At 63.2% G+C, this 21,823-nt stretch carries 17 protein-coding genes; 8 read left to right on the plus strand and 9 right to left on the minus strand.

The window, feature by feature from the left end:
- The first annotated feature begins 73 nt into the window (after positions 1-73).
- Both ACS3WA_RS03445 and ACS3WA_RS03450 read left to right on the plus strand, forming a co-directional pair.
- On the plus strand, positions 74-1,075 hold the full coding sequence (locus ACS3WA_RS03445; RefSeq protein WP_438277165.1) for a FecCD family ABC transporter permease: 1,002 nt from the start codon (positions 74-76) through the stop codon (positions 1,073-1,075).
- Positions 1,072-1,887 carry an ABC transporter ATP-binding protein gene (locus tag ACS3WA_RS03450; RefSeq protein WP_438277166.1) on the plus strand — a complete coding sequence of 272 codons (816 nt, stop codon included), beginning with the start codon at positions 1,072-1,074 and terminating at the stop codon, positions 1,885-1,887. The genes ACS3WA_RS03445 and ACS3WA_RS03450 overlap by 4 nt, the downstream gene beginning before the upstream one ends.
- A 22-nt stretch (positions 1,888-1,909) precedes the next feature.
- Here the strand turns inward: ACS3WA_RS03450 and ACS3WA_RS03455 are convergent, their stop codons facing one another.
- A complete protein-coding gene (locus ACS3WA_RS03455) occupies positions 1,910-2,890 on the minus strand; it encodes an ABC transporter substrate-binding protein (protein ID WP_438277167.1) in 981 nt (326 codons plus the stop codon).
- 372 nt (positions 2,891-3,262) lie between these two features.
- On the opposite strand from ACS3WA_RS03455, the gene ACS3WA_RS03460 reads away from it, so the two are divergent.
- A complete protein-coding gene (locus ACS3WA_RS03460; protein ID WP_438277168.1) occupies positions 3,263-5,629 on the plus strand; it encodes a TonB-dependent receptor in 2,367 nt (788 codons plus the stop codon).
- A 58-nt stretch (positions 5,630-5,687) separates the two neighbouring features.
- Here ACS3WA_RS03460 and ACS3WA_RS03465 read toward each other — a convergent pair whose 3' ends face one another.
- From ACS3WA_RS03465 to def, 4 genes are all read right to left on the minus strand, one after another.
- Positions 5,688-6,770 carry an LLM class flavin-dependent oxidoreductase gene (locus ACS3WA_RS03465; protein ID WP_438277169.1) on the minus strand — a complete coding sequence of 361 codons (1,083 nt, stop codon included), beginning with the start codon at positions 6,768-6,770 and terminating at the stop codon, positions 5,688-5,690.
- A 151-nt stretch (positions 6,771-6,921) separates the two neighbouring features.
- Positions 6,922-7,659 (minus strand): tRNA pseudouridine(38-40) synthase TruA, encoded by a 738-nt coding sequence (truA, locus tag ACS3WA_RS03470; RefSeq protein ID WP_438277170.1) that lies wholly within the window; start codon positions 7,657-7,659, stop codon positions 6,922-6,924.
- A gap of 6 nt (positions 7,660-7,665) precedes the next feature.
- Entirely contained in the window at positions 7,666-8,598 is a 933-nt protein-coding gene (gene fmt / locus ACS3WA_RS03475; protein WP_438277171.1) for a methionyl-tRNA formyltransferase, read from the minus strand.
- A gap of 31 nt (positions 8,599-8,629) precedes the next feature.
- A complete protein-coding gene (gene def / locus ACS3WA_RS03480) occupies positions 8,630-9,157 on the minus strand; it encodes a peptide deformylase (RefSeq protein WP_438277172.1) in 528 nt (175 codons plus the stop codon).
- A 149-nt stretch (positions 9,158-9,306) separates the two neighbouring features.
- Between def and ACS3WA_RS03485 the strand changes: the two genes are divergently transcribed.
- Positions 9,307-10,545 (plus strand): DNA recombination protein RmuC, encoded by a 1,239-nt coding sequence (locus tag ACS3WA_RS03485; protein WP_438277173.1) that lies wholly within the window; start codon positions 9,307-9,309, stop codon positions 10,543-10,545.
- A gap of 39 nt (positions 10,546-10,584) precedes the next feature.
- Positions 10,585-11,949, plus strand: a complete 1,365-nt coding sequence (locus ACS3WA_RS03490; RefSeq protein ID WP_438277174.1) for an AmpG family muropeptide MFS transporter — start codon at positions 10,585-10,587, stop codon at positions 11,947-11,949.
- 110 nt (positions 11,950-12,059) lie between these two features.
- Here ACS3WA_RS03490 and yddG read toward each other — a convergent pair whose 3' ends face one another.
- The 3 genes from yddG to ACS3WA_RS03505 form a co-directional block, all read right to left on the minus strand.
- On the minus strand, positions 12,060-12,926 hold the full coding sequence (gene yddG / locus ACS3WA_RS03495) for an aromatic amino acid exporter YddG (protein WP_438277175.1): 867 nt from the start codon (positions 12,924-12,926) through the stop codon (positions 12,060-12,062).
- 204 nt (positions 12,927-13,130) lie between these two features.
- Positions 13,131-13,856: an acetoacetyl-CoA reductase gene (gene phbB, locus ACS3WA_RS03500; protein WP_438277176.1), complete on the minus strand. Its 726-nt coding sequence runs from the start codon at positions 13,854-13,856 to the stop codon at positions 13,131-13,133.
- Positions 13,857-14,001: 145 nt separating this feature from the next.
- Complete coding sequence (locus ACS3WA_RS03505) at positions 14,002-15,180, minus strand: acetyl-CoA C-acetyltransferase (RefSeq protein ID WP_438277177.1); 1,179 nt, start codon at positions 15,178-15,180, stop codon at positions 14,002-14,004.
- A 298-nt stretch (positions 15,181-15,478) separates the two neighbouring features.
- On the opposite strand from ACS3WA_RS03505, the gene phaR reads away from it, so the two are divergent.
- Positions 15,479-16,075, plus strand: a complete 597-nt coding sequence (phaR, locus tag ACS3WA_RS03510; RefSeq protein ID WP_438277178.1) for a polyhydroxyalkanoate synthesis repressor PhaR — start codon at positions 15,479-15,481, stop codon at positions 16,073-16,075.
- 156 nt (positions 16,076-16,231) lie between these two features.
- On the opposite strand, the gene ugpB is transcribed toward phaR, so the two are convergent.
- The gene (gene ugpB, locus ACS3WA_RS03515) at positions 16,232-17,497 is read right to left on the minus strand and encodes a sn-glycerol-3-phosphate ABC transporter substrate-binding protein UgpB (protein ID WP_438277391.1); all 1,266 of its coding nucleotides are present in this window, start codon (positions 17,495-17,497) and stop codon (positions 16,232-16,234) included.
- Between the two features lie 601 nt (positions 17,498-18,098).
- On the opposite strand from ugpB, the gene ACS3WA_RS03520 reads away from it, so the two are divergent.
- Both ACS3WA_RS03520 and ACS3WA_RS03525 read left to right on the plus strand, forming a co-directional pair.
- Positions 18,099-20,111, plus strand: a complete 2,013-nt coding sequence (locus ACS3WA_RS03520) for a sensor histidine kinase (RefSeq protein WP_438277392.1) — start codon at positions 18,099-18,101, stop codon at positions 20,109-20,111.
- Positions 20,081-21,823, plus strand: a complete 1,743-nt coding sequence (locus ACS3WA_RS03525) for an ATP-binding response regulator (protein ID WP_438277179.1) — start codon at positions 20,081-20,083, stop codon at positions 21,821-21,823. The genes ACS3WA_RS03520 and ACS3WA_RS03525 overlap by 31 nt, the downstream gene beginning before the upstream one ends.

The raw sequence follows: 21,823 nt of genomic DNA on the forward strand, positions 1-21,823 counted from the left end.
AACGATCGATTCATGTCGCGACAACCCCGCCGGCCTGTTCAGCCGGGCGGATCGAAGGAAACAGCAAGTCCTTATGGCGCGTCTGATCTTTTTGCCTCTGTTGCTGGTCGGCGCGATCCTGTTTGCCCTCACAATCGGTCGCTATCCGCTCGGGATTGGCGACGTCGCTGCGTTCTTTCAAGCTTCGGCCGGATTGAAGCCGATGGCACCGGATCGCTATCAGCTGCTTCACAACATCATCGTGGAAATCCGCCTGCCGCGGATTCTCGGCGCGGCGCTGGTTGGGGCCGCTCTCGCGTCATCCGGCGCGGCATTTCAAGCGGTGTTTCGTAATCCGCTGGTTTCGCCGGGAATTCTCGGCGTCCTCGGCGGCGCCAGCTTCGGCGCGGCTTTGGGAATCCTGCTGTCAGGCAACTGGGCGTTGATCCAGCTCTCGGCCTTCGCGATGGGACTTGTCGCGGTCGGCGTTGGACTTTTGATCGCCAACATGTTCGGCCAGGGCTCGATGATCATGCTGGTGCTCGGCGGCATGATTTCCGCCGCGCTGTTCACCTCGGCGCTCTCGATCGTCAAATACACCGCCGACCCCTATGAGCAGTTGCCGGCCATCGTGTACTGGCTGATGGGCAGTCTGGGCGGCCTGGACATGACCCAGATCCGCTGGGCTGCAATTCCAGTCGCCGGCGGCCTCATGGTGCTCGCGCTGTTCGGCCGCGCGCTCGATGCGCTATCGATGGGAGACGACGAGGCGCGCGCGCTCGGCGTGCCGGCACAGCAGGTGCGTTATGGCGTGATCGGCGCCGCGACGCTGGTCTCCGCGCTATCGGTGTCGCTCGCCGGCATGATCGGGTGGGTCGGCCTCGTGGTTCCGCATGTGGTGCGCCTCGTGCTCGGGCCGGGCAATGCGCGGCTGCTGCCCGCCAGCGCGTTCGCCGGCGCTATTTTTCTGATCGCCGCCGATTGCCTTTCGCGTAGCATCACGCGATCCGAAATCCCGATCGGGATTCTCACCGAACTGCTCGGCATTCCGGCCCTCATCATCGTGCTGCATCGGGCCCGGAAAGGCTGGACATGATGACGCCCGTGGTCGTCAGCGAATGTATCGAGGCGCGCGGTGTGCATTTCCCGCGCGGCACGCGCATTATTCTGAACGACATCACCATCGGCCTCCGTTCGGGCGAGATCGTCGCGTTGCTCGGAGCCAACGGCGCCGGCAAGAGTACGTTGTTTCGTATCATGCTGGGCTTTCTCAAACCCGAGCGGGGCGAAGTCCGGCTCAACGACAGGCCACTTTCGGAATTTTCTCGCCGGGCGATGGCTCGGCGCATCGCCTATGTGCCGCAGGCGCACGTCGCGCCGTTTCCCTACAAGGTGCGCGATGTGGTGCTGCTCGGTCGCCTTGCCGAGACGGGTATCTTCCGCGCCCCGCAGGCCGCCGACCATCGGGCCGTGGATGAAGTGCTGGAGCGGCTGGCGATCACGCACCTTGCCGCGCGTCCCTATACCGAGATTTCAGGCGGCGAGCGGCAACTGACCCTGATCGCCCGCGCGCTCGCGCAAGGCGCCCGCATCCTCGTCATGGATGAGCCGATGACCGGGCTCGATTATGGCTATCAGGTCCGGCTGCTGCAGCATCTGGTCGACCTCGCTGGCGGCGGCCGCACGATCCTGATGAGCACTCACAATCCGGAACACGCGGTCCAGGCCGCGACGCGCATCGCCGTGCTGCGCGACGGCGCGATCATGGCGGACGGTCCGCCGGCAGACATCATCACACCATCGCTCATTCGCGCGCTCTACGGCGTTGAGGTCTCGACTTTGACGAGCGCCGAAGGCCGGATGGTGATCGTACCGGCAATGGAAGGGGTGCTGCCGCCAAGGGCATGAGCGGACTGGCGCATCAGCATCCTCAGGGGCGGCCGCTGAGGATGTCCTCGATTTGCTGTCTTGTCAGCGGCGTCTTGAAAAACGCCGCGTAGAACGCAGCGACCTCGTCGCGGATATCCCAATCCTTGAACAGGTCGGGGTGGATGAGGTGCGCCGCCCACAACACGGTCAGCGGCTCCTCCACAGTGCGGTTGCCCCACAGGTGCACGCCGGTCGGAATGGCTGCGACACGGCGGTTGCGAATGGCCGAGACGGTGCTGAGGCGCGGGTCGGCGTAGGCTTCGGCAACCTCGGCTGCGCTGCTGAGGATCATCACTTCCGGGTCCCATGCCAGAAGCTGCTCGCGGGTGAAGGTCAGCGCCTCGGTCGAACGTTCGCCGTCCGTAACGCTGCGGCCGCCGGCCCTGGCGATCCACCACTCGGCTATGAGGTGTGGCTGGGTCATGCGTTTGAGGTTGGCATAGAGCACGCGTGGTCGTTGCGCCGGGTGCCGTGCCAGCCGCTCGCCGATGTTGCCAAGCGTGGCATCGAAGTAGTTGCAATAGGCTTGTGCCGCCTCGGCCTTATCGTAGATCCGGCCAAGCAGGCGCATCACCGCCTTCACGTCTTCCGGCTGCCGCCATGCGAGGAATACCGCGGGGGTGTGGGCGCGGGCCATAAGATCGATGGTCTGTCGGTCCATGGTCAGGACGACGTCGGGCTTCGTCTCGACAAGGCCTTCGACAAGCGGGGCGCCGCCGCCGCCCTGCAGCACCGGCAGCCGGGCGATATCGGGATCGACCAGGTATTGCAGGCGCCAGCGCGGACCGGACAGGTTCGGCGGCAGGCCGTTGACGATCGATTTTGCCTCGCCAAGCGCGAACACGAAGCTGTTGAGTACCGGGACCGGACCGATTGTCGCTACCCGCGTCACGCGATCGGCGATGACGACGCTGCGGCCGGCCATGTCCGTGATCGTGCGGTCGGCCCATGCGGACGCCGTCTCGATGAGGAGCGCTGTCACGCACGTGAAAAGTGTAGTCGTTATCCGCGCGGCTATCCTACGTTGAGCCAAAACAGGATCTCCATATCACAAACGAAATTTTTGCAGGCTTAAGCCTGACTTTGCATGGGCGCTGCTTGACGCCGGGAGTTCCATTCTATACGCGATATTTTTATAAACATAACGATTTGAAGTATTCGCATCGCGGTGCTTCAGACCTTCCCGCTTTCCGGTCGGGAGCCGCGTGCTTGGCGCGCGGGAACGGTCGCGTCGGATTGAAATCCGCGGACCGTACCGGGGCGGGTGACTGTACCGGGGGGTACAGCAGCTTTTCACAAATGTTGCGAGCGAAGCGACACATTGCGCGTCGTCGCGCGGAATATGGGGGTAATCGTGAAGAGGATATTGTTCGTCGGTGTCCTGCTCAGCAGCGGGTCGTACGGCACGCTGGCCGTGGCGCAGGATTCACAGAGTTCAAAGAAACTTCCGCCGGTGACCGTGACTGACGACGGCCAACCGAAAAACGTGCGGCAGAACGGGACACGAAATACACGAGGCCGGACCGCGCGACGCTCGCGCCAGGCTGCGCCGCAAAATCAGCAATTTGCGCCGCAGCAGCAACAACAGCCCGTCGGGGTGCTGGCACCGCAAAACCAGATTCTCAGCACCGTGCCCAGGCCGGCCGGCGCCAGCAGCGTGACACAGCAGGGCATCGCCATTCTCGGCGGCCCGGCGCAGACCAGCTTCTATCAGGCGTTGACCATGGTGCCCTCGGTGCTGGTCGAAAGTCCTGATCCCTATGGTCTCAGCCCGACTCGCAATATCAACATTCGCGGCAAGGGCGACTTCCACCTCTCGAAAAATATCGAGGGATTGCCGCTGGCGGGCATCGTCGGCGGCACCGACCTTTACGACCTGGAAAACATCCGCAGGATCGACGTCTATCGCGGCGCGGTGCCATCGGATCAGGGTCTTGGTCTTTCGAATGCGTCCGGCGTCGTCAACCAGCTCATTCTCGGCCCGCAGGACAAGGCCGGGGTCACGGGGCGTCAAGCCTTTGGCTCCGATAACTTCTACAAGACATTCGTCCGCGTCGACACCGGCCTGTTGAAAGAAACCGGGACCAGTGCGTTCGTCTCCGTCTCGAATATCAGCGCCGACAAGTGGAAGGGAGCGGGCGATAACGAGCGCCAGAATCTCACCTTCGGCATCAACCAGGCGATCGGCGAACGGATCACGGTGGACGTCAACGCCGTCTACAACAAGTTCGACGGCAATACCTATCGCGCGCTGAGCTACGCTCAGGCGCAGGATATCGGCCGCAACTACAGGTTCGACTACAACACGGTGCTGACGGGCGTCCCCGCGACCGACGTGAACTACTACAAATTCAACCGCGTCACCGCAGAGGATTTCGCCATCCTGGGCAAGGTGGATTACAATTTTGCGCCCGGCCAGCATCTGTTGATCAAGCCGTATTTCTGGAACAACAACGGTTACAGCTATGGGGCGGCGGGCAATCAGGTGCAGATCTGGCGCCAGCAGAACCAGAATGTCGGCAACGTCTTCGAATATACGGGCAAGTTTGCGACCGGGACCGATGTAGTCGCCGGCTATTGGTGGCAATCGATGCAGCCGCCGCCGCCGCCCACCGACCAGCGCCGTTTTAACGTCAATGCGGGCAACCTGGTTTTCGCCAACTGGCAGAGCCTTGCGAGGATCGACGACTTCACGGTCAACAGTCCGTATTTCCAGGTCTCGCAGAAGTTCGGCGACACCTTCGTGACCGCCGGCGTGCGCTACATGATCCTCGGCGGCCCGAAGATGCAGTATTACAACACGATCGGCATTCCGGACGGCAGCTACGATCAGGCGCTGGCGACCAATCCGGCGCTCTATCCGGACGCAACCGTACAGGCGCGCGACTACACTGCCTGGTTGCCCAACATCGCCATCCGGCAGGATCTGAACTCCGTCCTGAGCGCCAACCTCTCCTACGGCCGCAGGTTCGGACGCCCGGACTGGGGCCCGCAGGCAAGCAATTATATCCAGAATCGCGGCGTGTTCTTTGCCAAGGGCTACACGCTGCAGACGCTGGTGGACAAGGTTCGGCCGGAGATCGCCGACCAGTTCGACGCATCGCTGCGTTACAGCAACAACGGCCTCACCATCGTGCCGGGCGCATTCTACGCCAAGCACCAGAACAAGCAGGTCAAGATCGTCGATCCGTCGATCGGGCCGAACATCGCCTACTATCAAGGCACAGGTTCGAGCACCGAATACGGCGCCGAACTCGAGGCGTCGTATGCACTGAACACTTACCTCGCAGTATTCGGCACCGGGACATGGGCTTCAGAGACGTTCGATTCCGATACGCCGACACTCGGCGGTGGCGCCACGCTGGCGACCAAGGGCAAGCAAATCCCCAACGCGCCGCAGGTCATGGTGAAGGGCGGCGTCACCTACCAGTGGGCCGGTCTCTCCGTCTCCCCGATCGTTCGCTACATCGGTCCGCGCTACGGCGATGCGGCGAATACGCAACGCGTTCCGGGCTACACCGTGGCGGACTTCACGGCGTCCTACGACTTCGGCGCGCATTTCGGCATTGAATCGGTGAAGGCGGGCATCTCGGTGCTCAACATCTTCGACCGCCGCTATGTCTCGGAAATCTCGCCGAACGACACCGACCTCAGCGCCGGCGCCAACTACTACGCCGGCGCGCCGCGGACGGTGGTGGGATCGCTGTCGATGAAATTCTGATAAAAACGGCGCGCCCTGCAGGCCGTGCGGGGCGCGCCGTTTCCACTCCGATACCGGATCAGGCGGTCGCCAGCGCCTTTTCAAGACGCGGGCGCAGCACCGTCCCCATCAGGTTCAGCGAACGCTCAAGCAGCGGCAACGGCAGGAAACCGAAGAACGCGGAGAGCGCATTGAGATAGGTCACGCCGAGTTCGTCGTGCAGCGCCATGAATTTCTCGGCGCAGGTTTCCGGCGAGCCGGCGATCACCATGTCGCGATAGAAATTCTCGGGTTCGAGACGCGCTTCATCGATCACGCCCTCGCGCCTGAACAGTCCGAAGCCCTTCAGCCGTGTGGTCAACTTCTCGACGGTCGGCCACAATTCGTTGCGCGCAGAAGCATCGGTTTCGCTGACGTAGACGAATCGCCCGAACGGAACGCCGGCCGGATCGCCGCCGGCATCGACATAAGCGCGCATCAGCCGACGCTGGTTCGGCATGCTGATGATGCCGTGGCAGATGATCTTGTGGCCGTTCTGCGTCGCCCACGCGGCGGTCTCATCGGTGTTGGTGCCGACATAGATCGGCGGGTGCGGCGTCTGGATCGGCTTCGGCTCGATCGAGTGACTGGCTTCGCCGAATGGAAGCGTGCCGACCGCCCAGGCGCGGGGCAGGAATGTCAGCATATCCTTGAAATGGGCGGCGGTGCCTTCCGGCTTCACGCCGTAGGCGTTGAGATACCGGGGGTTGTTGCCGCGGGAAATGCCGAGGTCGACGCGTCCGTCCGAGATCACATCGAGCGTCGCGATCTCCTCGGCAAGACGGACCGGATTGTGAAGCGCTGCCAGCAGCACGGAAAAGCCGACACGCAACCGCCTGGTGCGCGCCAGCATCGCGGACGCCAGGATCAGCGGGGAGTGGCACCGCCGCCCCTCGACCTCCACGATGCTGCCCTGAAAGTGTTCCTCGTTGAGCCAGACGCCGGTGAAGCCCAGCGCCTCGACCTTCTCGGCCAGATCGAGGATCTGGGAGGTCGAAATCGATTCAAGGCCGCCTCCGCAGCCGGATAGGCCGAGCTTGAAGGATCGTACGGCGTTGCCCGTGTGGGGTACCGGACGAGCGATTTCCGGACCCACGGTTGACGCGTATACGCTGTCAGTCATCAGGATTGTCTCGCATGCGAAATGTTACGCGGCAAATGAGCGCCGTCATATCCAATATATACGCGTATATATAACAGAAGTCACGGCGCGACAACGCGATGAGGTGCGCAATAATGCCGCTTCGCGGCGCAAGGCTGGGAGCAGGCAGGCGTTAATAGTCTACCCGCACCAGATATAGTCCGTCGGGCGGGGCGACGGGACCGCAGGCCTCGCGGCGGCGCGCGGCCAGCGCGCTGGACAGGTCGTCAGCGCTCCAGCGGCCATGCCCGACCCACACCAATGATCCCACCATCGAGCGCACCTGGCTGTGCAGGAACGAGCGCGCCGAGGTGATGATGGTGACGTTGTCGCCGTTCCTGACGACGTCGAGTTGATCGAGTGTTTTCTCCGGCGATTTCGCCTGGCATTCGGTGTCGCGAAACGTCGTGAAGTCATGCTTGCCGATCAGCCGCTGCGCTGCCGCGTGCATCGCCTCCGCGTCGAGCGGCCGGGCCACGCGCCAGACGCGGCCGACATCGATGGCGAGGTTCGCGCGGCGGTTGGCGATGCGATAGACGTAATGTCGCCTGAGCGCCGAGAAGCGCGCCTCGAAGCTGTCGGGTACGATCTCGGCTTCGAGCACCCCGATCGGATGCGGTCGCAGGTGCGCGTTGAGCCCGTCGCGCAGCCGGTTCGGCGCGAAGTGCTTGGCGATATCGCAATGCGCAACCTGCGCCAGCGCATGGACGCCTGCATCGGTGCGGCCCGCGCCATGCACGCGCACGGCGTCGCCGCAGATCGCCTTTACCGCCGCCTCCAGCGCGCCCTGCACCGAGGGACCGTTGTCCTGATACTGCCAGCCGCAGAACGGGCCGCCGTCATATTCGATGGTGAGCTTGTAGCGGGGCATGACTGCCTATGTGAACCGCATGGGCGGCTGAAGCGGCGTGCCGTTCAGAAAGGCATCGGCCTTCATCGGCGGCTTTCCCGCGCGCTGCAATTCAAGAACGCGGATCGCGCCAACCTTGCATGCGATGGTCAGCCGATCGTCAAGCAACTCGCCGGATTCGCCCGCACCCTTTGCCAGTTCGCAGCGCAGGATCTTCACGCGCACCTGTTCGCCGTCGAGCGGCATCTCGCACCATCCACCCGGAAACGGCGACAGGCCGTGGATATGCCGCAACACATCGCGCGCAGGCCTGTTCCAGTCGATCCGCGCTTCGGCCTTGTCGATCTTCGCTGCGTAGGTGACACCTTCATCGCCCTGTTTTTTCAGTTGCAATTCGCCTTGCTCCAGCGAGGCCATCGCACGCACCATCAGGTCAGCCCCAAGCGGCGCCAGCGCGTCATGCAGATCGGACGCCGTCATCGCATCGGTTACCGCGATCCGCTCGACCGTGGCGACGTCGCCGGTGTCGAGGCCGGCGTCCATCTTCATGACCATGACGCCGCTTTCGACGTCGCCGGCCATGATGGCGCGGTTCAGCGGCGCGGCGCCGCGCCAGCGCGGCAGCAGCGAGGCATGCAGATTGTAGCAGCCGTATTTGGGCGCATCGAGGATCGCCTGTGGCAGGATCATGCCATAGGCGACGACCACGGCGGCGTCCGCTCCGTGAGAGCGAAATTCGGCCAGCGCATCCGGCGTTTTCAGCGTCTTCGGCGTCAGCACGGGAATGCCGAGGCGATGCGCTTCTCGCTCAACCGGGCTCGGCTGCAGCTTCATGCCGCGGCCGGCCGGCCTCGCCTCGCGGGTGTAGACGGCGGCGATTTGGTGGCCATGCGCAGCCAGCCGCAGCAGCGTCGGCACCGCGAAATCGGGCGTGCCCATGAAGATCAGGCGAAGCGGCATTTTCTAAATTCGTACGCGGCGATAACCCGCTCTATTTTCCGGCGAGCTTCGCAGCCTTGGTGAACTTCTTCAACACGCGGTCGCGTTTGAGCTTCGAGAGATAATCGACAAACAGCACGCCGTTGAGATGATCGATCTCGTGCTGGATGCAGGTGGCGAAAATACCCTCGGCATCTTCCTCGTGCACCTTGCCGTCGAGGTCGGTGAAGCGGATCCGCACCCGCGCCGGCCGTTCGACCTCCTCGTAATATTCGGGGATCGACAGGCAGCCTTCTTCGTAGACCGAGAGTTCCTCGGACGCCGACAGGATTTCCGGGTTGATGAAGACCCGCGGCCGCGGCGTGAGTTCGCCCTCCTCGTCGCGCCTGGCAAGGTCCATGGTGATGATGCGGACGGGCTGCGCTATCTGGATGCCGGCGAGGCCGATGCCCGGCGCGTCGTACATGGTCTCGAACATGTCGTCGGCGAGCTTGCGGATTTCCGGCGTCACCTTTTCGATCGGGCTGGACACGAGCCGCAACTGCTTGTCCGGCAGAATGATTATTTCGCGAATGGCCATGCCGGGCGATGTAATCCGCCGGTCTGCCGGGGTCAATCCGTGCCGGTCGCGGCCGTCAACGGTTCATTAGCGATAAAAGCCGGCTTTCGTTAACCCATGACGTTCTCTCTTCGTTCGCTCCACGCGCCGAATCGGGTACAAGGGTCCGCATGAACGACATCCTTTTCATTCTGGGCGACGTGCCGGTGCGAACCGGAGCGGTGCTGATCGGTTTCGGCGCGCTGGCGCTTTTGCTGCTGCTGGTGATCGCGATTGTGATCGCAAGGTCGGGCCGCCGGGGAGCCGATACGGCGATGGCGCAAGCGAGCCGCGCCGACGAGCTGGAGGAACGTCTCATCGACATGATGCGCACGCAGGCCGAGATGACCGGTCGGGTCGACGCCATGGGCAAGGCGCTCGCCGGGCGGCAGGCGGAAATGGCGCGGGCGGTCAGTGATCGTCTCGACTCGGTCACTCACCGGGTCGGGCAGTCGATGGAGCAGACCACGCGCAGCACCATGGAAAGCCTGCGGGTGCTGCACGAACGGCTCGGAATCATCGACAACGCGCACCAGAACCTGACCGAACTGACGACGCAGGTGACCACGCTGCGCGATGTGCTCGCCAACAAGCAGTCGCGCGGCGCATTCGGTCAGGCGCGGATGGAAGCGATCGTGCAGGACGGCATGCCGAAGGACTCATTTGCCTTCCAGTACACGCTGTCGAACGGCAAGCGGCCGGACTGTGTGATCTTCCTCCCCGACCAGCGGCCGCTCTGCATCGACGCGAAATTCCCGCTGGAGGCGATGACGGCGCTGCACGACGCCCGCAGCGACGACGAAAGGAAATTCGCGAGCCAGCGGCTGCGTGCCGACGTCATGAAACACGTCGCCGACATCGCCGGCAAATATCTGATCCCGGGCGAGACCCAGGACAACGCGCTGATGTTCGTGCCGTCGGAGTCGGTCTATGCCGAGATCTACGACGCCTTCGACGACGTGATCCAGAAAGCCTATCGAGCCCGGGTCGTGCTGGTGTCGCCATCGCTCCTGATGCTGGCGATCCAGGTGATGCAGCAGCTCCTCAAGGACGCGCGGATGCGCGATGCCGCGGACAAGGTCCGGATCGAGGTCATGAACATGATGGGCGACGTCGAGCGGTTGCGCGACCGCGTCAGCAAGCTCGGCAGCCATTTCGATCAGGTCAGCGAGGACGTCAGGCAGGTGCTGATCTCGGTCGGCAAGATCGACAAGCGCGCGACCAAGATCGAGGAGCTCGATTTCAGCAAGGACGAGGCGGCGGTGGAGACTCATCGGGCCATCAAGTCCGGCGAACCGGAGATGTTTTTCGCCGCAACTCGCCCCGAAAATCCAGGCGGGGGAGTGAGCTTTTCGCGGATTTTCCCATAAGGGAGAGAAGGGAGAAACAGAATCTGCTAACACCGCCGCATGACCGCTCCGGACGCCACCGCCGCCCCTCCGAAAGCATCCGAGGCCGCGCCGCGCGCCTCATGGCGCGAGAGCATTGTGGTCTATCTGCAACCGCGCGTTCTCATCGTGATGCTGCTCGGCTTCTCGTCCGGCCTGCCGCTGGCGCTGTCAGGTTCGACGCTGCAGATCTGGATGAAGGAATCCGGCATAGACCTGCGCGCCATCGGACTGTTCGTTCTGGTCGGTACGCCCTACACGCTGAAGTTCCTGTGGGCTCCGCTGGTCGATGCCCTGCACATTCCGCTTCTGACCCGGCGGTTCGGCCGCCGCCGCGGCTGGCTTGTGTTCTCGCAACTGCTCCTGATCGCGGCGATCCTGCTCCTGGGATCGACCGATCCGATGCAGGCGCCGTGGCTGGTCGCGCTCGGCGCATTGCTCGTGGCGGCGACATCGGCGACGCAGGACATCGTGGTCGATGCCTTCCGCGTCGAGAGTCTGCCGGAAAGCGAGCAGGCCGCCGGCATGGCGGGCTATGTCGCCGCCTATCGCATCGGCATGCTGGTCTCGACCGCCGGCGCTCTCTTTCTCGTCAGCGCGTTCGAAGGGACAGGTCTGGTCCGCGCCTCGGCGTGGACGTGGGGCTATGTCAGCATGGCGGCGATGGTCCTGATCGGAACCGTCACCGCGCTGGCGGCCACCGAGCCCGAGCAATCCGTGCAGGCCGAAGCCTCCACCGCGGCGCAAACCGCGTTGACGCGCGTCATGCAGGCCGCGGTCGGCGCATTTTCGGAATTCCTGAGCCGCAGGGATGCGATCGCCGCACTCGCCTTTATCGTGCTGTTCAAGTTCACCGACGCGTTCTCCGGCAGCATGACCGCGCCGTTCGTCATCGATCTCGGCTTCACCCGCAACGACTACGCCGCCATCGTCAAGGGCGTCGGTCTTGCCGCGACGCTGATCGGCGGTTTCGCCGGGGGCTTCGTGGCGCGGCGCTATTCGCTGGCGGCGAGCCTGTGGATCGGCGGCGTTTTGCAGGCGGTCGCCAACCTGTCGTTCTCCTGGCTGGCGCTGGTCGGCGTCAATCAATGGGCGCTGGCGTTCGCGATCACGGCTGAGAATTTCACCAGCGCCATCGGCACGGTGATCTTCGTCGCCTATCTCTCGGCGCTGTGCCGCAATCCGCTGCATACCGCAACCCAATATGCGCTGCTCACGGCGTTGGCCGCGGTCGGCCGGACTTATCTTTCCGCAAGCGCCGGTTTCGTCGCCGAGGCGACCGGATGGCCGCTGTTCTTCGCGATCTGCGTCGCCGCGGCGGTGCCGAGCCTGATCCTGCTTGGCTGGCTGCAGCGGCGCGGGCATTTTGCCGGATTGCAGATGTGAGTGGCGGCGGGGCATAGGAATATCCAGCTTTGATGAGATCAAAGCCGGCTCCAGGTTTTTGTTTTGACGCGTTTTCCTGACGCGAACCGGTGCCCACTTCGTTCGAAACGCTATTTCCAGATCATGTCCTTCGCCGCGATCAAACCGCCGCCCGCGATCAGCACCGCCGCCCCGGCGAGCGCCGCTGTCGGTTTGGCAAAACCTGCCATTATCAGGAACGTGGTCGACAGCAGCGGCGTCGCATAGGCGGCCGCGCCAAGCACGCGAATGTCGCCGCGCTTCATCCCGATGTCCCAGACATAGAAGGCGAGGCCGACCGGGCCGACGCCGAGCGCGGCGATCGCGAGCCATTGCGCGCCGCTGTCCGGCCACACCGTCGGCTCCGTCAGCACATGCGCGATCGCGGCCAGCGCGGCCGTCGCCAGGCAGAAGCCCGCGACCGCGTCGGTCGGAACCGAGGCCAACCGGCGCGACAGCACCGAATACGCTGCCCAGACAAACGCCGCGATGAACGCGGCCGCAAGGCCCCAGATCTGGGTTCGCTCGAATGCGACCAAAGTGTTGCCGGCGACGAGCAGCACCGTCCCGGCGAGCCCGAGAAGCGCGCCGATCAGATGATGCGGCGCCAGCCGCTCGCCCGGCAGCAACGACGAAAACAGCACGATCAATAGCGGCCAGAGATAATTCAAAAGGCCGGCTTCCGCGGGCGGCGCCAGGCGCAGCGCAATGAAATACAGCGCGTGATAGCCGAACAGTCCGCCGACCCCGACGAGCCACGCGACCGGCGGCTGTCGCAATGCGCGGACGCCTTGGCGCCGAAACAGCCAACTCGCACAGCCGGAAAGGCCGCCGATGGCGAACGTCATCGCCGCCAGTTGAAACGCAGGAATCCGCCCGGTCGCGACCGCCATGACCGCGAGCAGCGACCACATCAGGATGGCGGTGAGGCCGACGAGCGTGGCGGTGCGGGAGGTCATGGACTCTTCCTTCTCCCCTTGCGGGAGAAGGTGGCGCGAACGAAGTCCGCGTCGGATGAGGGGCCGTCTGTCACGCTGACGCTGTCCCTCTCACCCGGCCGCGCTGACGCGCGTCCACCCTAAGAGCGAGTTTCGCTCGTCTCGGCTCCCGCAAGGGGAGAGAGGGAAAAGAAACAGCGTGTCCACACTATGCGCTATTCTTCTTCACGCCAGATATTGCCCGCCATTGATGCTCAATGTCGATCCGGTGATGAAACCGGCGTCGTCGGCGGCGAGGAACACAACCGCGCGTGCGATCTCCTCTGGCTCGCCGAGGCGGCTCGCGGGGATTTGCGGCAGGATGCTTTTCTCGACGACCTCTTTCGGCACCGCCTGCACCATCTCGGTGTTGATGTAGCCCGGGCAGATCGCGTTCACGGTGATTCCGGTCTTGGCATTTTCCAGCGCCAGGGCCTTGGTGAAGCCGATGTCGCCGGCCTTCGCCGCCGAATAGTTCACCTGTCCGAACTGGCCTTTCTGGCCGTTGATCGAGGAGATGTTGATGATGCGGCCGAACTTGCGCGCGCGCATGCCCTCGATCACCGGGCGCGTCATGTTGAACAGCGAACCGAGATTGGTGTTGATGACGGCGCTCCATTGCTCAAGCGTCATCTTGTGGAAGGCGCCGTCCTTGGTGATGCCGGCATTGTTGACGAGCACCTCGACGGGACCGAGTTCCGCCTCGACCTTCCTGACGCCCTCAGTGCAGGCCTCGAAGGAGGCGACGTCCCACTTGTAGACGGGGATGCCGGTCTCGGTCTTGAATTTTTCCGCCGCGGCATCGTTGCCCGCATAACTCGCACCGACCGTATATCCCGCCGCTTTCAGCGCCTTGCTGATCGCGCCGCCGATGCCCCGCGTTCCTCCCGTCACCAGTGCCACTCGTGCCATTGCGTCGTCCTCCCTGAGAGAAACCGGAATCGTCACCGCCGTTGGAAAAGATATTGCAGATAAAAAATGCCCGGCTCGTGACCGGGCATTCCGCTGTCAAAATGAACTGCGGTGACTCGATGTCATCTGAAGCGTCCGCCGCCTCTCAGCCACGCTCGACGCACATGGCAATCCCCATGCCGCCGCCGATGCACAGCGTGGCGAGCCCCTTTTTGGCGTCGCGCTTCTGCATTTCGTGCAGCAGCGTCACCAGCACGCGCGCGCCCGATGCGCCGACCGGATGCCCGATGGCGATGGCGCCGCCGTTGACATTGACCTTCGAGGTATCCCAGCCGAGATCCTTGTTGACCGCGCAGGCCTGGGCCGCAAAGGCCTCGTTGGCCTCGATCAAATCGAGGTCGCCGATGTTCCAGCCGGCCTTCTTCAGCGCGGCGCGCGAGGCCGGGATCGGTCCGGTGCCCATGATCTTCGGGTCGACGCCGGCATGGGCCCAGGAGACGATGCGGGCGAGGGGAGTCTTGCCTTCTTTCGCTGCCTGCCTGGCCGACATCAGCACCAATGCAGCCGCCCCGTCGTTGATGCCGGATGCGTTTGCCGCCGTGACCGTGCCGTCCTTCTCGAAGGCGGGACGCAGCTTGGCGATGGATTCGGCCGTCACCCCGGCCTTGGGATACTCGTCGGTGTCGACGACGATGTCGCCCTTGCGGCTCTTGATCGTGACCGGCACGATCTCGTCCTTGAACCGGCCCGCCTTCTGCGCCGCTTCCGCCTTGTTCTGCGAACCGGCGGCGAACTCGTCCTGCTGTTGGCGGGTGATCTGGTACTGGCGGGCGACGTTCTCGGCGGTGGTTCCCATATGGTAGCCGTTGAACGCATCCCACAGGCCGTCCTTGATCATGGTGTCGATCAGCTCAACGCCGCCCATCTTCACCCCACCGCGCAAATACTGCGCATGCGGCGCCATGCTCATGGATTCCTGCCCGCCGGCGACCACGACGTCGGAGTCGCCGTTGAGGATGGCCTGATAGCCGAGCGCGACCGTGCGCAGCCCCGAACCGCAGAGCTGGTTGACCCCCCAGGCCGGACTTTCCACCGGAATGCCGGCGGCGATCGAGGCCTGCCGCGCCGGGTTCTGGCCCTGCGCCGCGGTCAAAATCTGGCCCATGATGACCTCGGAGACCCGAGCCGGCTCAACCCCCGCCCGTTCCAGCGCCGCCTTGATGGCGATCGCGCCGAGATCATGGGCGGGCGTGGTGGCGAACGCACCGTTGAAACTTCCCACCGGAGTGCGGGCGGCGCTGACGATGACGACATCGTCTGACATGGACATCTCCTGGAGCTTGAGCGACTGGCTGGTTGAATATTTGACGATGGTTGCCGCGCCGGCAACCCGTGGCACACGTTTACCCTGTTGACCTCACGAGAGTGTGTCAATTGCACCAAAGACCGGAAACCGCACCCAGGCATATTCCTGAGCAGTCTCTATGCGTTGGAATTAACTGGTCCTTCATAAAACGGTAGCCGAAGGCCGCTGAAAGTGCTTACTTTGCTGCAATGCGCTTGTTAACCCCATCGTGGACGCCGGCGGGGTTTCTTGTCCTCTGTATGGACGTGTGGGACCTATGGCGAAATCAGAGACACCGACGACCATCAAGAAATATGCAAACCGGAGGCTCTATAATACCGGAACCAGCACCTACGTGACGCTCGAAGATCTCGCGGCGATGGTCAAGCAGGGCGAAGACTTCCTTGTCTTCGATGCCAAGACCGGCGACGACATCACCCGCTCGGTGCTGGCGCAGATCATTTTCGAGCAGGAAAACAAGGCCGGACAGAACCTGCTCCCGACCACGTTTCTGCGGCAACTGATCCGCTTCTATGGCGACAGCATGCAGATGGTGGTGCCGAAATATCTCGAACGATCGATCGACATGCTCACCCAGGAGCAGGAGAAGTTTCGCAAGCAGATGACAAGCACCTTCAGCGGCACCCCTTTCGCGCCGCTCGAGGAGCATGTCCGCCGCAACATGGAATTATTCGAGCGCACCTTTGCGATGTTCAAGCCGTTCGTGCCGCCGCGCGGTGGCGGCGCCGCTCCCGAGCCGGAGAAAACGCCCGAGGCACCGGGCGACGGCGACAATATCGATGATCTTCGCCGTCAGATGAAAGAGATGCAGGAACGCCTCGAACGGATGTCGAAAGAGCCGAAGAAGGAGTAGGCCTCGCGGCGCTTTCGCCCGTTTCGCGCCTGGTTTCATCGGTGCGAGAGTTTTTCCCGACGGGCTCGGGATTTCTTGACGTATCGTCTTTGTCTTTGCGCGAATCTGTCCTCGGTCAGTCCCGAAAACGTCCTTTGCTCGAAAACTAGTCCCTGCTCACGGATTGGTGCGCTCGAACTGGCGCAGCAGTTCGTTGCCGCGCTGCACCGCCTCATCCATGGCGGCCTGCGCGGTTTTCTTGCCGCTGAAGGCCTGTTCGAGTTCGTCTTCGATGACAGCGCGGATCAAAACGAATGAGCCGAGCCGCAATCCTCTCGAATTCTCGGTCGGCGGCTTCAGCGTCATCTGTTCGATCGCGATCGCGGATCCCGGATTGCGATCGTAAAAGCCCTGCGCGCGGGTGAGATCGAACGCCGCGCGGGTGATCGGCAGGTAGCCGGTGTTCTGATGCCAGGCCGCCTGAACCTCAGGCTTTGACAGGTAGGCGAAGAATTTCGCGACGCCCTTGTATTCCTCGCGCGGGCGGTCGCGCAGCACCCACAGCGTGGCGCCGCCGATGATGGTATTCTGCGGCGCGCCTTTGACATCCGGCCAATAAGGCAGCATGCCGTAACCGACCGCGAATTTGCTGTTGGCGATGATATCGGCGCGCGTCGCCGAGGAGCCCATGAAGATGCCGCATTCGCCATGCTGGAAACGAGGCTCGGCGGTTGTCCCCCGGCCGCTGTAGTCGAAGATCTTCGTCTTCTGCCATTCGGCGAGCTGAGCGACGTGACGGACCATCAGCGGATTATTGAAAACGAGAACGGCGTCGAGCCCGTCGAAGCCGTTGCTGCGCGTTGCGATGGGCAGATTGTGCAGGGCGAGGAAGCTCTCGACATTGACCCATGACGGCCACGACGTGGTGAAGCCGCAAGGGACGCCGGCCGCGCGCAGTTTTTTCGCGGCCTCGCCGAGCTCCAGCCACGTCTTCGGCGGCTTCTCGGGATCAAGGCCGGCGGTGCGGAACAGATCCTTGTTGTAATAGAGGATAGGCGTCGAGACATTGAACGGGAACGACAGCAGGTTGCCGCCGACATCGGCGTAGTATCCAGTGATGGCCGGAAGATAGTCCGCCGGGGAAAACGCCTCTTTCTCGTCGTGCATCAGTTCGAAGACCGGATAGGTCGCGCCCTGGGCCGCCATCATGGTGGCGGTGGCGATTTCGTTGACCTGAACGATCGCCGGTTGGCTCCGTGACCGGAACGCGAAGATCGCGGCGTTCACCGTCTCGGTGTAGTTGCCCTTGTAGGTGGGCACGATCCGGTATTCGGATTGCGATTCATTGAATTTGGTTGCGAGCCGCCCGAGTTGCTGGCCAAGCGCGCCGGACATCGCATGCCACCACGCGATCTCGGTGACGGCGTGTGCCGGAGCCGGCATCGCGGCCGTGAATTGCAGCGCACAGAACAGCAGCGCCAGTTTCCATGCTGGTGTCCGCATCGTGTCTATCCTCCGCCCTGCGCGGCAGGGCGGACGGCGCCGCTGCCATGACATCCTGATTAAGACCAACTTGCGAACGCTGCAATTCATGACCGCGTGTCACATGACCCGCATCGAGGCTCCATCGCGTTGAACCTTTTTCCCGCCCGGATGACTCCATCATAGGGAGCGAGTGCCGGTGCCCCGTCGCGCCGCCACGTCCTGGATTTGCCTTGGGCTTGCTCGCATCGACAGACTGAAGCGTCCGGGCCCAGGAGCCTTTTCGCTTATGATAGAAGCGGGCTCCATGATTTTGTTTTGATTCGCTTTCTTCACGCGAACCGGTATCCACTTCGCTTGAAAACGCTATAAATCCTTGTCCGGCAGTTCTTTCAAGCCGCTGTCGCCGGAGCTATGAAGGCATGGCGCGGATTGCAGACTGCAAGCCGCATCGCACGGATCCGCAAGGTAGGATAATTTGGTCCCAGCCGAATCCCAAAACGGCACAGGTGCTGAGGCGCCGGAGCACGAAGGCTTCGCGGCGGAGGGCCGTTCGGGCATCGTGGGCCTGGTTCGCGCGATACCAATCCGTTGGCGCATTCTCTCGATCGCGGCGTTGAATTCGGCGGTGGTGCTGGTGCTGGCGCTTTTGATTTGGAGCGGCGCCAAGACCCTGGGATCGGCGTGGGACGACGTACGTCAGGTCCGGAATTCCGACAAGATCCTCGCGGTTCTCGAGAGCGAGACAGGCCGGCTGCAAAATCTGATCCATCGCTACATCAACCAGCCCAGTCCCGATTTGTTTGCGGAAATCCTGCTGTTGCGCGAGGCCGTGCTCGGGACCTTGAGCACGCGCGCCTCGACCGACCCGATGTTGTCGGGCTCGGTCGACGAACTGGAGCGATCCACCGAACATTTCCTCAGCGGGTTCGGCGAGCTGCGCGCATTGCAGACGAACATCACCAAGACCTATGAGGACCAGATCCTGGCGCCAGCCAAGGACATGGCGGGACTCTATTCGATCATCGAGGGTGCGACCGGCCACCGCGAGGCCGCGATCTGGCCGACGCTCAAGAAGTCCCGCGAGACATTCACCGCAATGCTGGTGACCGCGAATGCCTACTATCTGGCGCCGGCATCGACCAGCGCGGACGAGGTCCGTCGGAATACCGATGCGATCGAGCGTACCATTCCGGCGATGATCGAGTTTTCGGACAACGATCTGCAGCGCGAGGCTCTGAAGAAACTCAAGAGCCGGACGGCGGCGCTGCACGACGGCATCGGAAACCTGTCCGAATTGCTGACCAAGCGGACGGACCTGCTGCGCAACTCCATCGATGCCAGCCAGGCGCAGACCATCGCTGCGATCGACGGTCTGTCGGTCAAGATGCGCGAGCGCGAGCAGGGCGCGCAGATGACCTTCGACAACACGCTTGCGGATATTTCCCGCAAGATGCTGTCGATCGCCGCCGTCTTCCTTGCGATCATCATTGTCGCCGGCGTCGTCATCGCGCTCAGCATCCGACTGCCTTTGCGGCAGATCATGTCGTCGATGCGCGCGATCATGTCCGGTGATTACAACCGCAAGGTCGTGGGCACCGACGCGCGGGACGAGATCGGCGCCATGGCGCGCGCCGTCGAGGTATTCCGCAAGAACGCCATCGCCAAGCGCGATGCCGAGGACGAATTGCGGGCATCGAAGGAACGGGCCGAGAGCGCCCTGCTGGAACTGAATGCGGCGCAGCGGAACCTAATCGACGCGGAGCGGCTCGCCGCGCTTGGCGGGCTGGTCGCAGGCGTCGCTCACGAGGTGAACAACCCGATCGGAATCAGCCTGACGGTGGCGTCAAGTTTCGCGCGGCGCGCCGACATGTTTGATGCCCAACTGCAGTCGGCAGCCCCGTTGAAGCGGTCACAACTCGAGGAATTCGTGCGGACCTGCCGCGATGCCGCTCAGCAACTGGTGGCGAACCTGCACCGCGCGGGGGAACTGATCCAGTCCTTCAAGCAGGTCGCTGTGGACCGGTCCCACGCCGAGCGTCGTCAATTCAATTTGAGCGAATCCACCGACCAGATCGTCGCGAGCCTGCGCCCGGTGCTCAAGCGGTCTCCGATCAGTATCGTGGTCGACGTTCCGGAAGGCCTGATGATCGATGGCTTTCCCGGCTCATACGGGCAGATCTTGACCAATCTCTTTCTCAACGCCGTCAATCATGCGTTTCCGGACGGACGGTCCGGCGCGATTTCCATCACGGCGAAAGCGCGCGCCAATGATGACATCGAGATCATTTTTGCCGACAATGGCGTCGGCATGACGCCGGACGTCCAGCGGCAGGCGTTCGACCCCTTCTTCACCACGCGTCGCAACGAGGGTGGCACCGGTCTTGGACTGCATATCGTCTATAATCTCGTCACCCAGCAGCTCGGCGGTCGAATGACGGTGAAGTCACGGCCGGGACAGGGTACGACTTTTCACATTATCATGCCGAGAGCCGCCGTGGGCGGTGGTGCGGACACGGATGAAACAGACAGCGAGACCAAGCAATGGCCGACCAGGATGACGTCCTCCACCTGATCGACGATTCCGACGCTGACCGCCCGGAAGCCTCGACGGTGCGCAAATGGAAGGTCGCCGTGATCGACGACGACCGGGCCGTGCACGAGGGCACCCGCTTTGCGTTGAGCGACTACAGCCTCAACGGTCAGACCCTGGAGATCCTGTCGGCCTATTCCGCCGCCGAGGGGCGTGAGCTGATGCGCGCCCATCCCGATATCGCCGCGGTGCTGCTCGACGTCATCATGGAGACCGATGCCGCCGGCCTCGACCTCGTCGAGTTCATCCGCAACGAGCTCAAGAACGAAACCGTGCGCATCATCCTGCGCACCGGGCAGCCGGGGCAGGCGCCGGAGCGTCGCGTGATCGTCGACTACGACATCAACGACTACAAGGCAAAAACCGAACTTACCGCGGACAAGCTGTTCACCTCGCTGACCGCGGCGCTGCGCAGCTATCAGCAACTCGAGCGCATGGTGCAGACCCGCCGCGGGCTCGAGATCATCATCGACGCCGCCTCGACGCTCTACGATTTCAAGTCGATGCAGCGTCTCGCCGAAGGCGTGCTGACGCAGATCGCATCGCTGTTGAACGTCGATTGCGCCGGGATTCTGGTGCTGCGCGACGGCGGTGCGGTCAACGATGATTTTTCCGTACTGGCGGGATCGGGCTGCTATAGCGGCCTCATCGGATCCGCGGGGCAGGCATCGCTCGATTCCGATCTCAAGCAGACCGTCGAAGCCGCCTTCAGGCGGCGCAAGCACGAATTCGTCGACCACCGTTCGGTGCTTTATATCCGGACCGGCAGCGGACGAGAGGTCGTGATTCTGCTGCAGGCCGAACGCGATCTGTCGGACACCGACCGTTCGCTGGTCGAAATCTTCGGCAGCCGGCTGTCGATCGCGTTCGACAACGTGATCCTCTACCAGCAATTGCAGGACGCCAACGCCCAGCTCGAAGACCGCGTCGCGCAGCGCACCCGCGCGTTGATGCAGGCCAATCGGAGGCTTTCCGCGCAATGGCTGCGGCTGCAGCGGGCCAACGGATTCAAGAACGAGATTCTCGGCACCGTCGCGCACGATCTGAAAAATCCCCTTGGCGTCATCCTGGGCCGTACCGAAATGCTTGTCGAACTGATCGGCGCGGCTTCGTCCAGGGACACCGTCACCTCGCAGGTGGATCACATCCGGGATGCGACAAGGCGCCTGATTACGATGGTCGACCATCTGATTTCCGATGCCATGGCCGACGCCTTCGATATCACCATCCGTCGCGAGCCGGTCGATGTCGCGGCGCTGGTCGCCGAGGTCTCAGAAGCCAACCGGCCGTCCGCGATCAACAAGCAGCAGACCATCGCGGTCTCGGCGCCCACCGGCCGCTTCACGATGTGCGACCAGGACCGGATGCGCGAGGCGATCGACAATCTCGTCAGCAACGCCATCAAATACAGTCCGGTCGGTGGCAGCATCACGCTGCTGGTCGACTACGACGCGGAGCACACCATCATCCGTGTCACCGACGAGGGCGCCGGCCTGTCGCCGGAGGATCTGGGCCGGCTGTTCGGCCGCTTCCAGCGGCTGTCCGCAAAGCCCACCGCCGGCGAGAGTTCGACCGGCCTCGGCCTGTCGATCGTGAAACGGATCGTCGACATGCATGATGGCCAGATCAACGTCGACAGTGGCGGCCCCGGACAGGGCTCGAGCTTCACCATCATCCTGCCCGCGACAGCCTGA

This window comes from Nitrobacter sp. (genome assembly GCF_051535235.1).
Classification (GTDB): domain Bacteria; phylum Pseudomonadota; class Alphaproteobacteria; order Rhizobiales; family Xanthobacteraceae; genus Nitrobacter.

Bases quoted from the DNA above. Each gene is read 5' to 3' on its own strand.
- ACS3WA_RS03485 (WP_438277173.1), top strand. From the start codon at position 9,307: ATGAACGACATCCTTTTCATTCTGGGCGACGTGCCGGTGCGAACCGGA.
- truA (WP_438277170.1), bottom strand. From the start codon at position 7,659: ATGCCCCGCTACAAGCTCACCATCGAATATGACGGCGGCCCGTTCTGC.
- ACS3WA_RS03525 (WP_438277179.1), top strand. From the start codon at position 20,081: ATGGCCGACCAGGATGACGTCCTCCACCTGATCGACGATTCCGACGCT.
- phaR (WP_438277178.1), top strand. From the start codon at position 15,479: ATGGCGAAATCAGAGACACCGACGACCATCAAGAAATATGCAAACCGG.
- fmt (WP_438277171.1), bottom strand. From the start codon at position 8,598: ATGCCGCTTCGCCTGATCTTCATGGGCACGCCCGATTTCGCGGTGCCG.
- ACS3WA_RS03505 (WP_438277177.1), bottom strand. From the start codon at position 15,180: ATGTCAGACGATGTCGTCATCGTCAGCGCCGCCCGCACTCCGGTGGGA.
- ACS3WA_RS03445 (WP_438277165.1), top strand. From the start codon at position 74: ATGGCGCGTCTGATCTTTTTGCCTCTGTTGCTGGTCGGCGCGATCCTG.
- ugpB (WP_438277391.1), bottom strand. From the start codon at position 17,497: ATGCCGGCTCCGGCACACGCCGTCACCGAGATCGCGTGGTGGCATGCG.
- def (WP_438277172.1), bottom strand. From the start codon at position 9,157: ATGGCCATTCGCGAAATAATCATTCTGCCGGACAAGCAGTTGCGGCTC.
- ACS3WA_RS03465 (WP_438277169.1), bottom strand. From the start codon at position 6,770: ATGACTGACAGCGTATACGCGTCAACCGTGGGTCCGGAAATCGCTCGT.
- phbB (WP_438277176.1), bottom strand. From the start codon at position 13,856: ATGGCACGAGTGGCACTGGTGACGGGAGGAACGCGGGGCATCGGCGGC.
- yddG (WP_438277175.1), bottom strand. From the start codon at position 12,926: ATGACCTCCCGCACCGCCACGCTCGTCGGCCTCACCGCCATCCTGATG.
- ACS3WA_RS03450 (WP_438277166.1), top strand. From the start codon at position 1,072: ATGATGACGCCCGTGGTCGTCAGCGAATGTATCGAGGCGCGCGGTGTG.
- ACS3WA_RS03490 (WP_438277174.1), top strand. From the start codon at position 10,585: ATGACCGCTCCGGACGCCACCGCCGCCCCTCCGAAAGCATCCGAGGCC.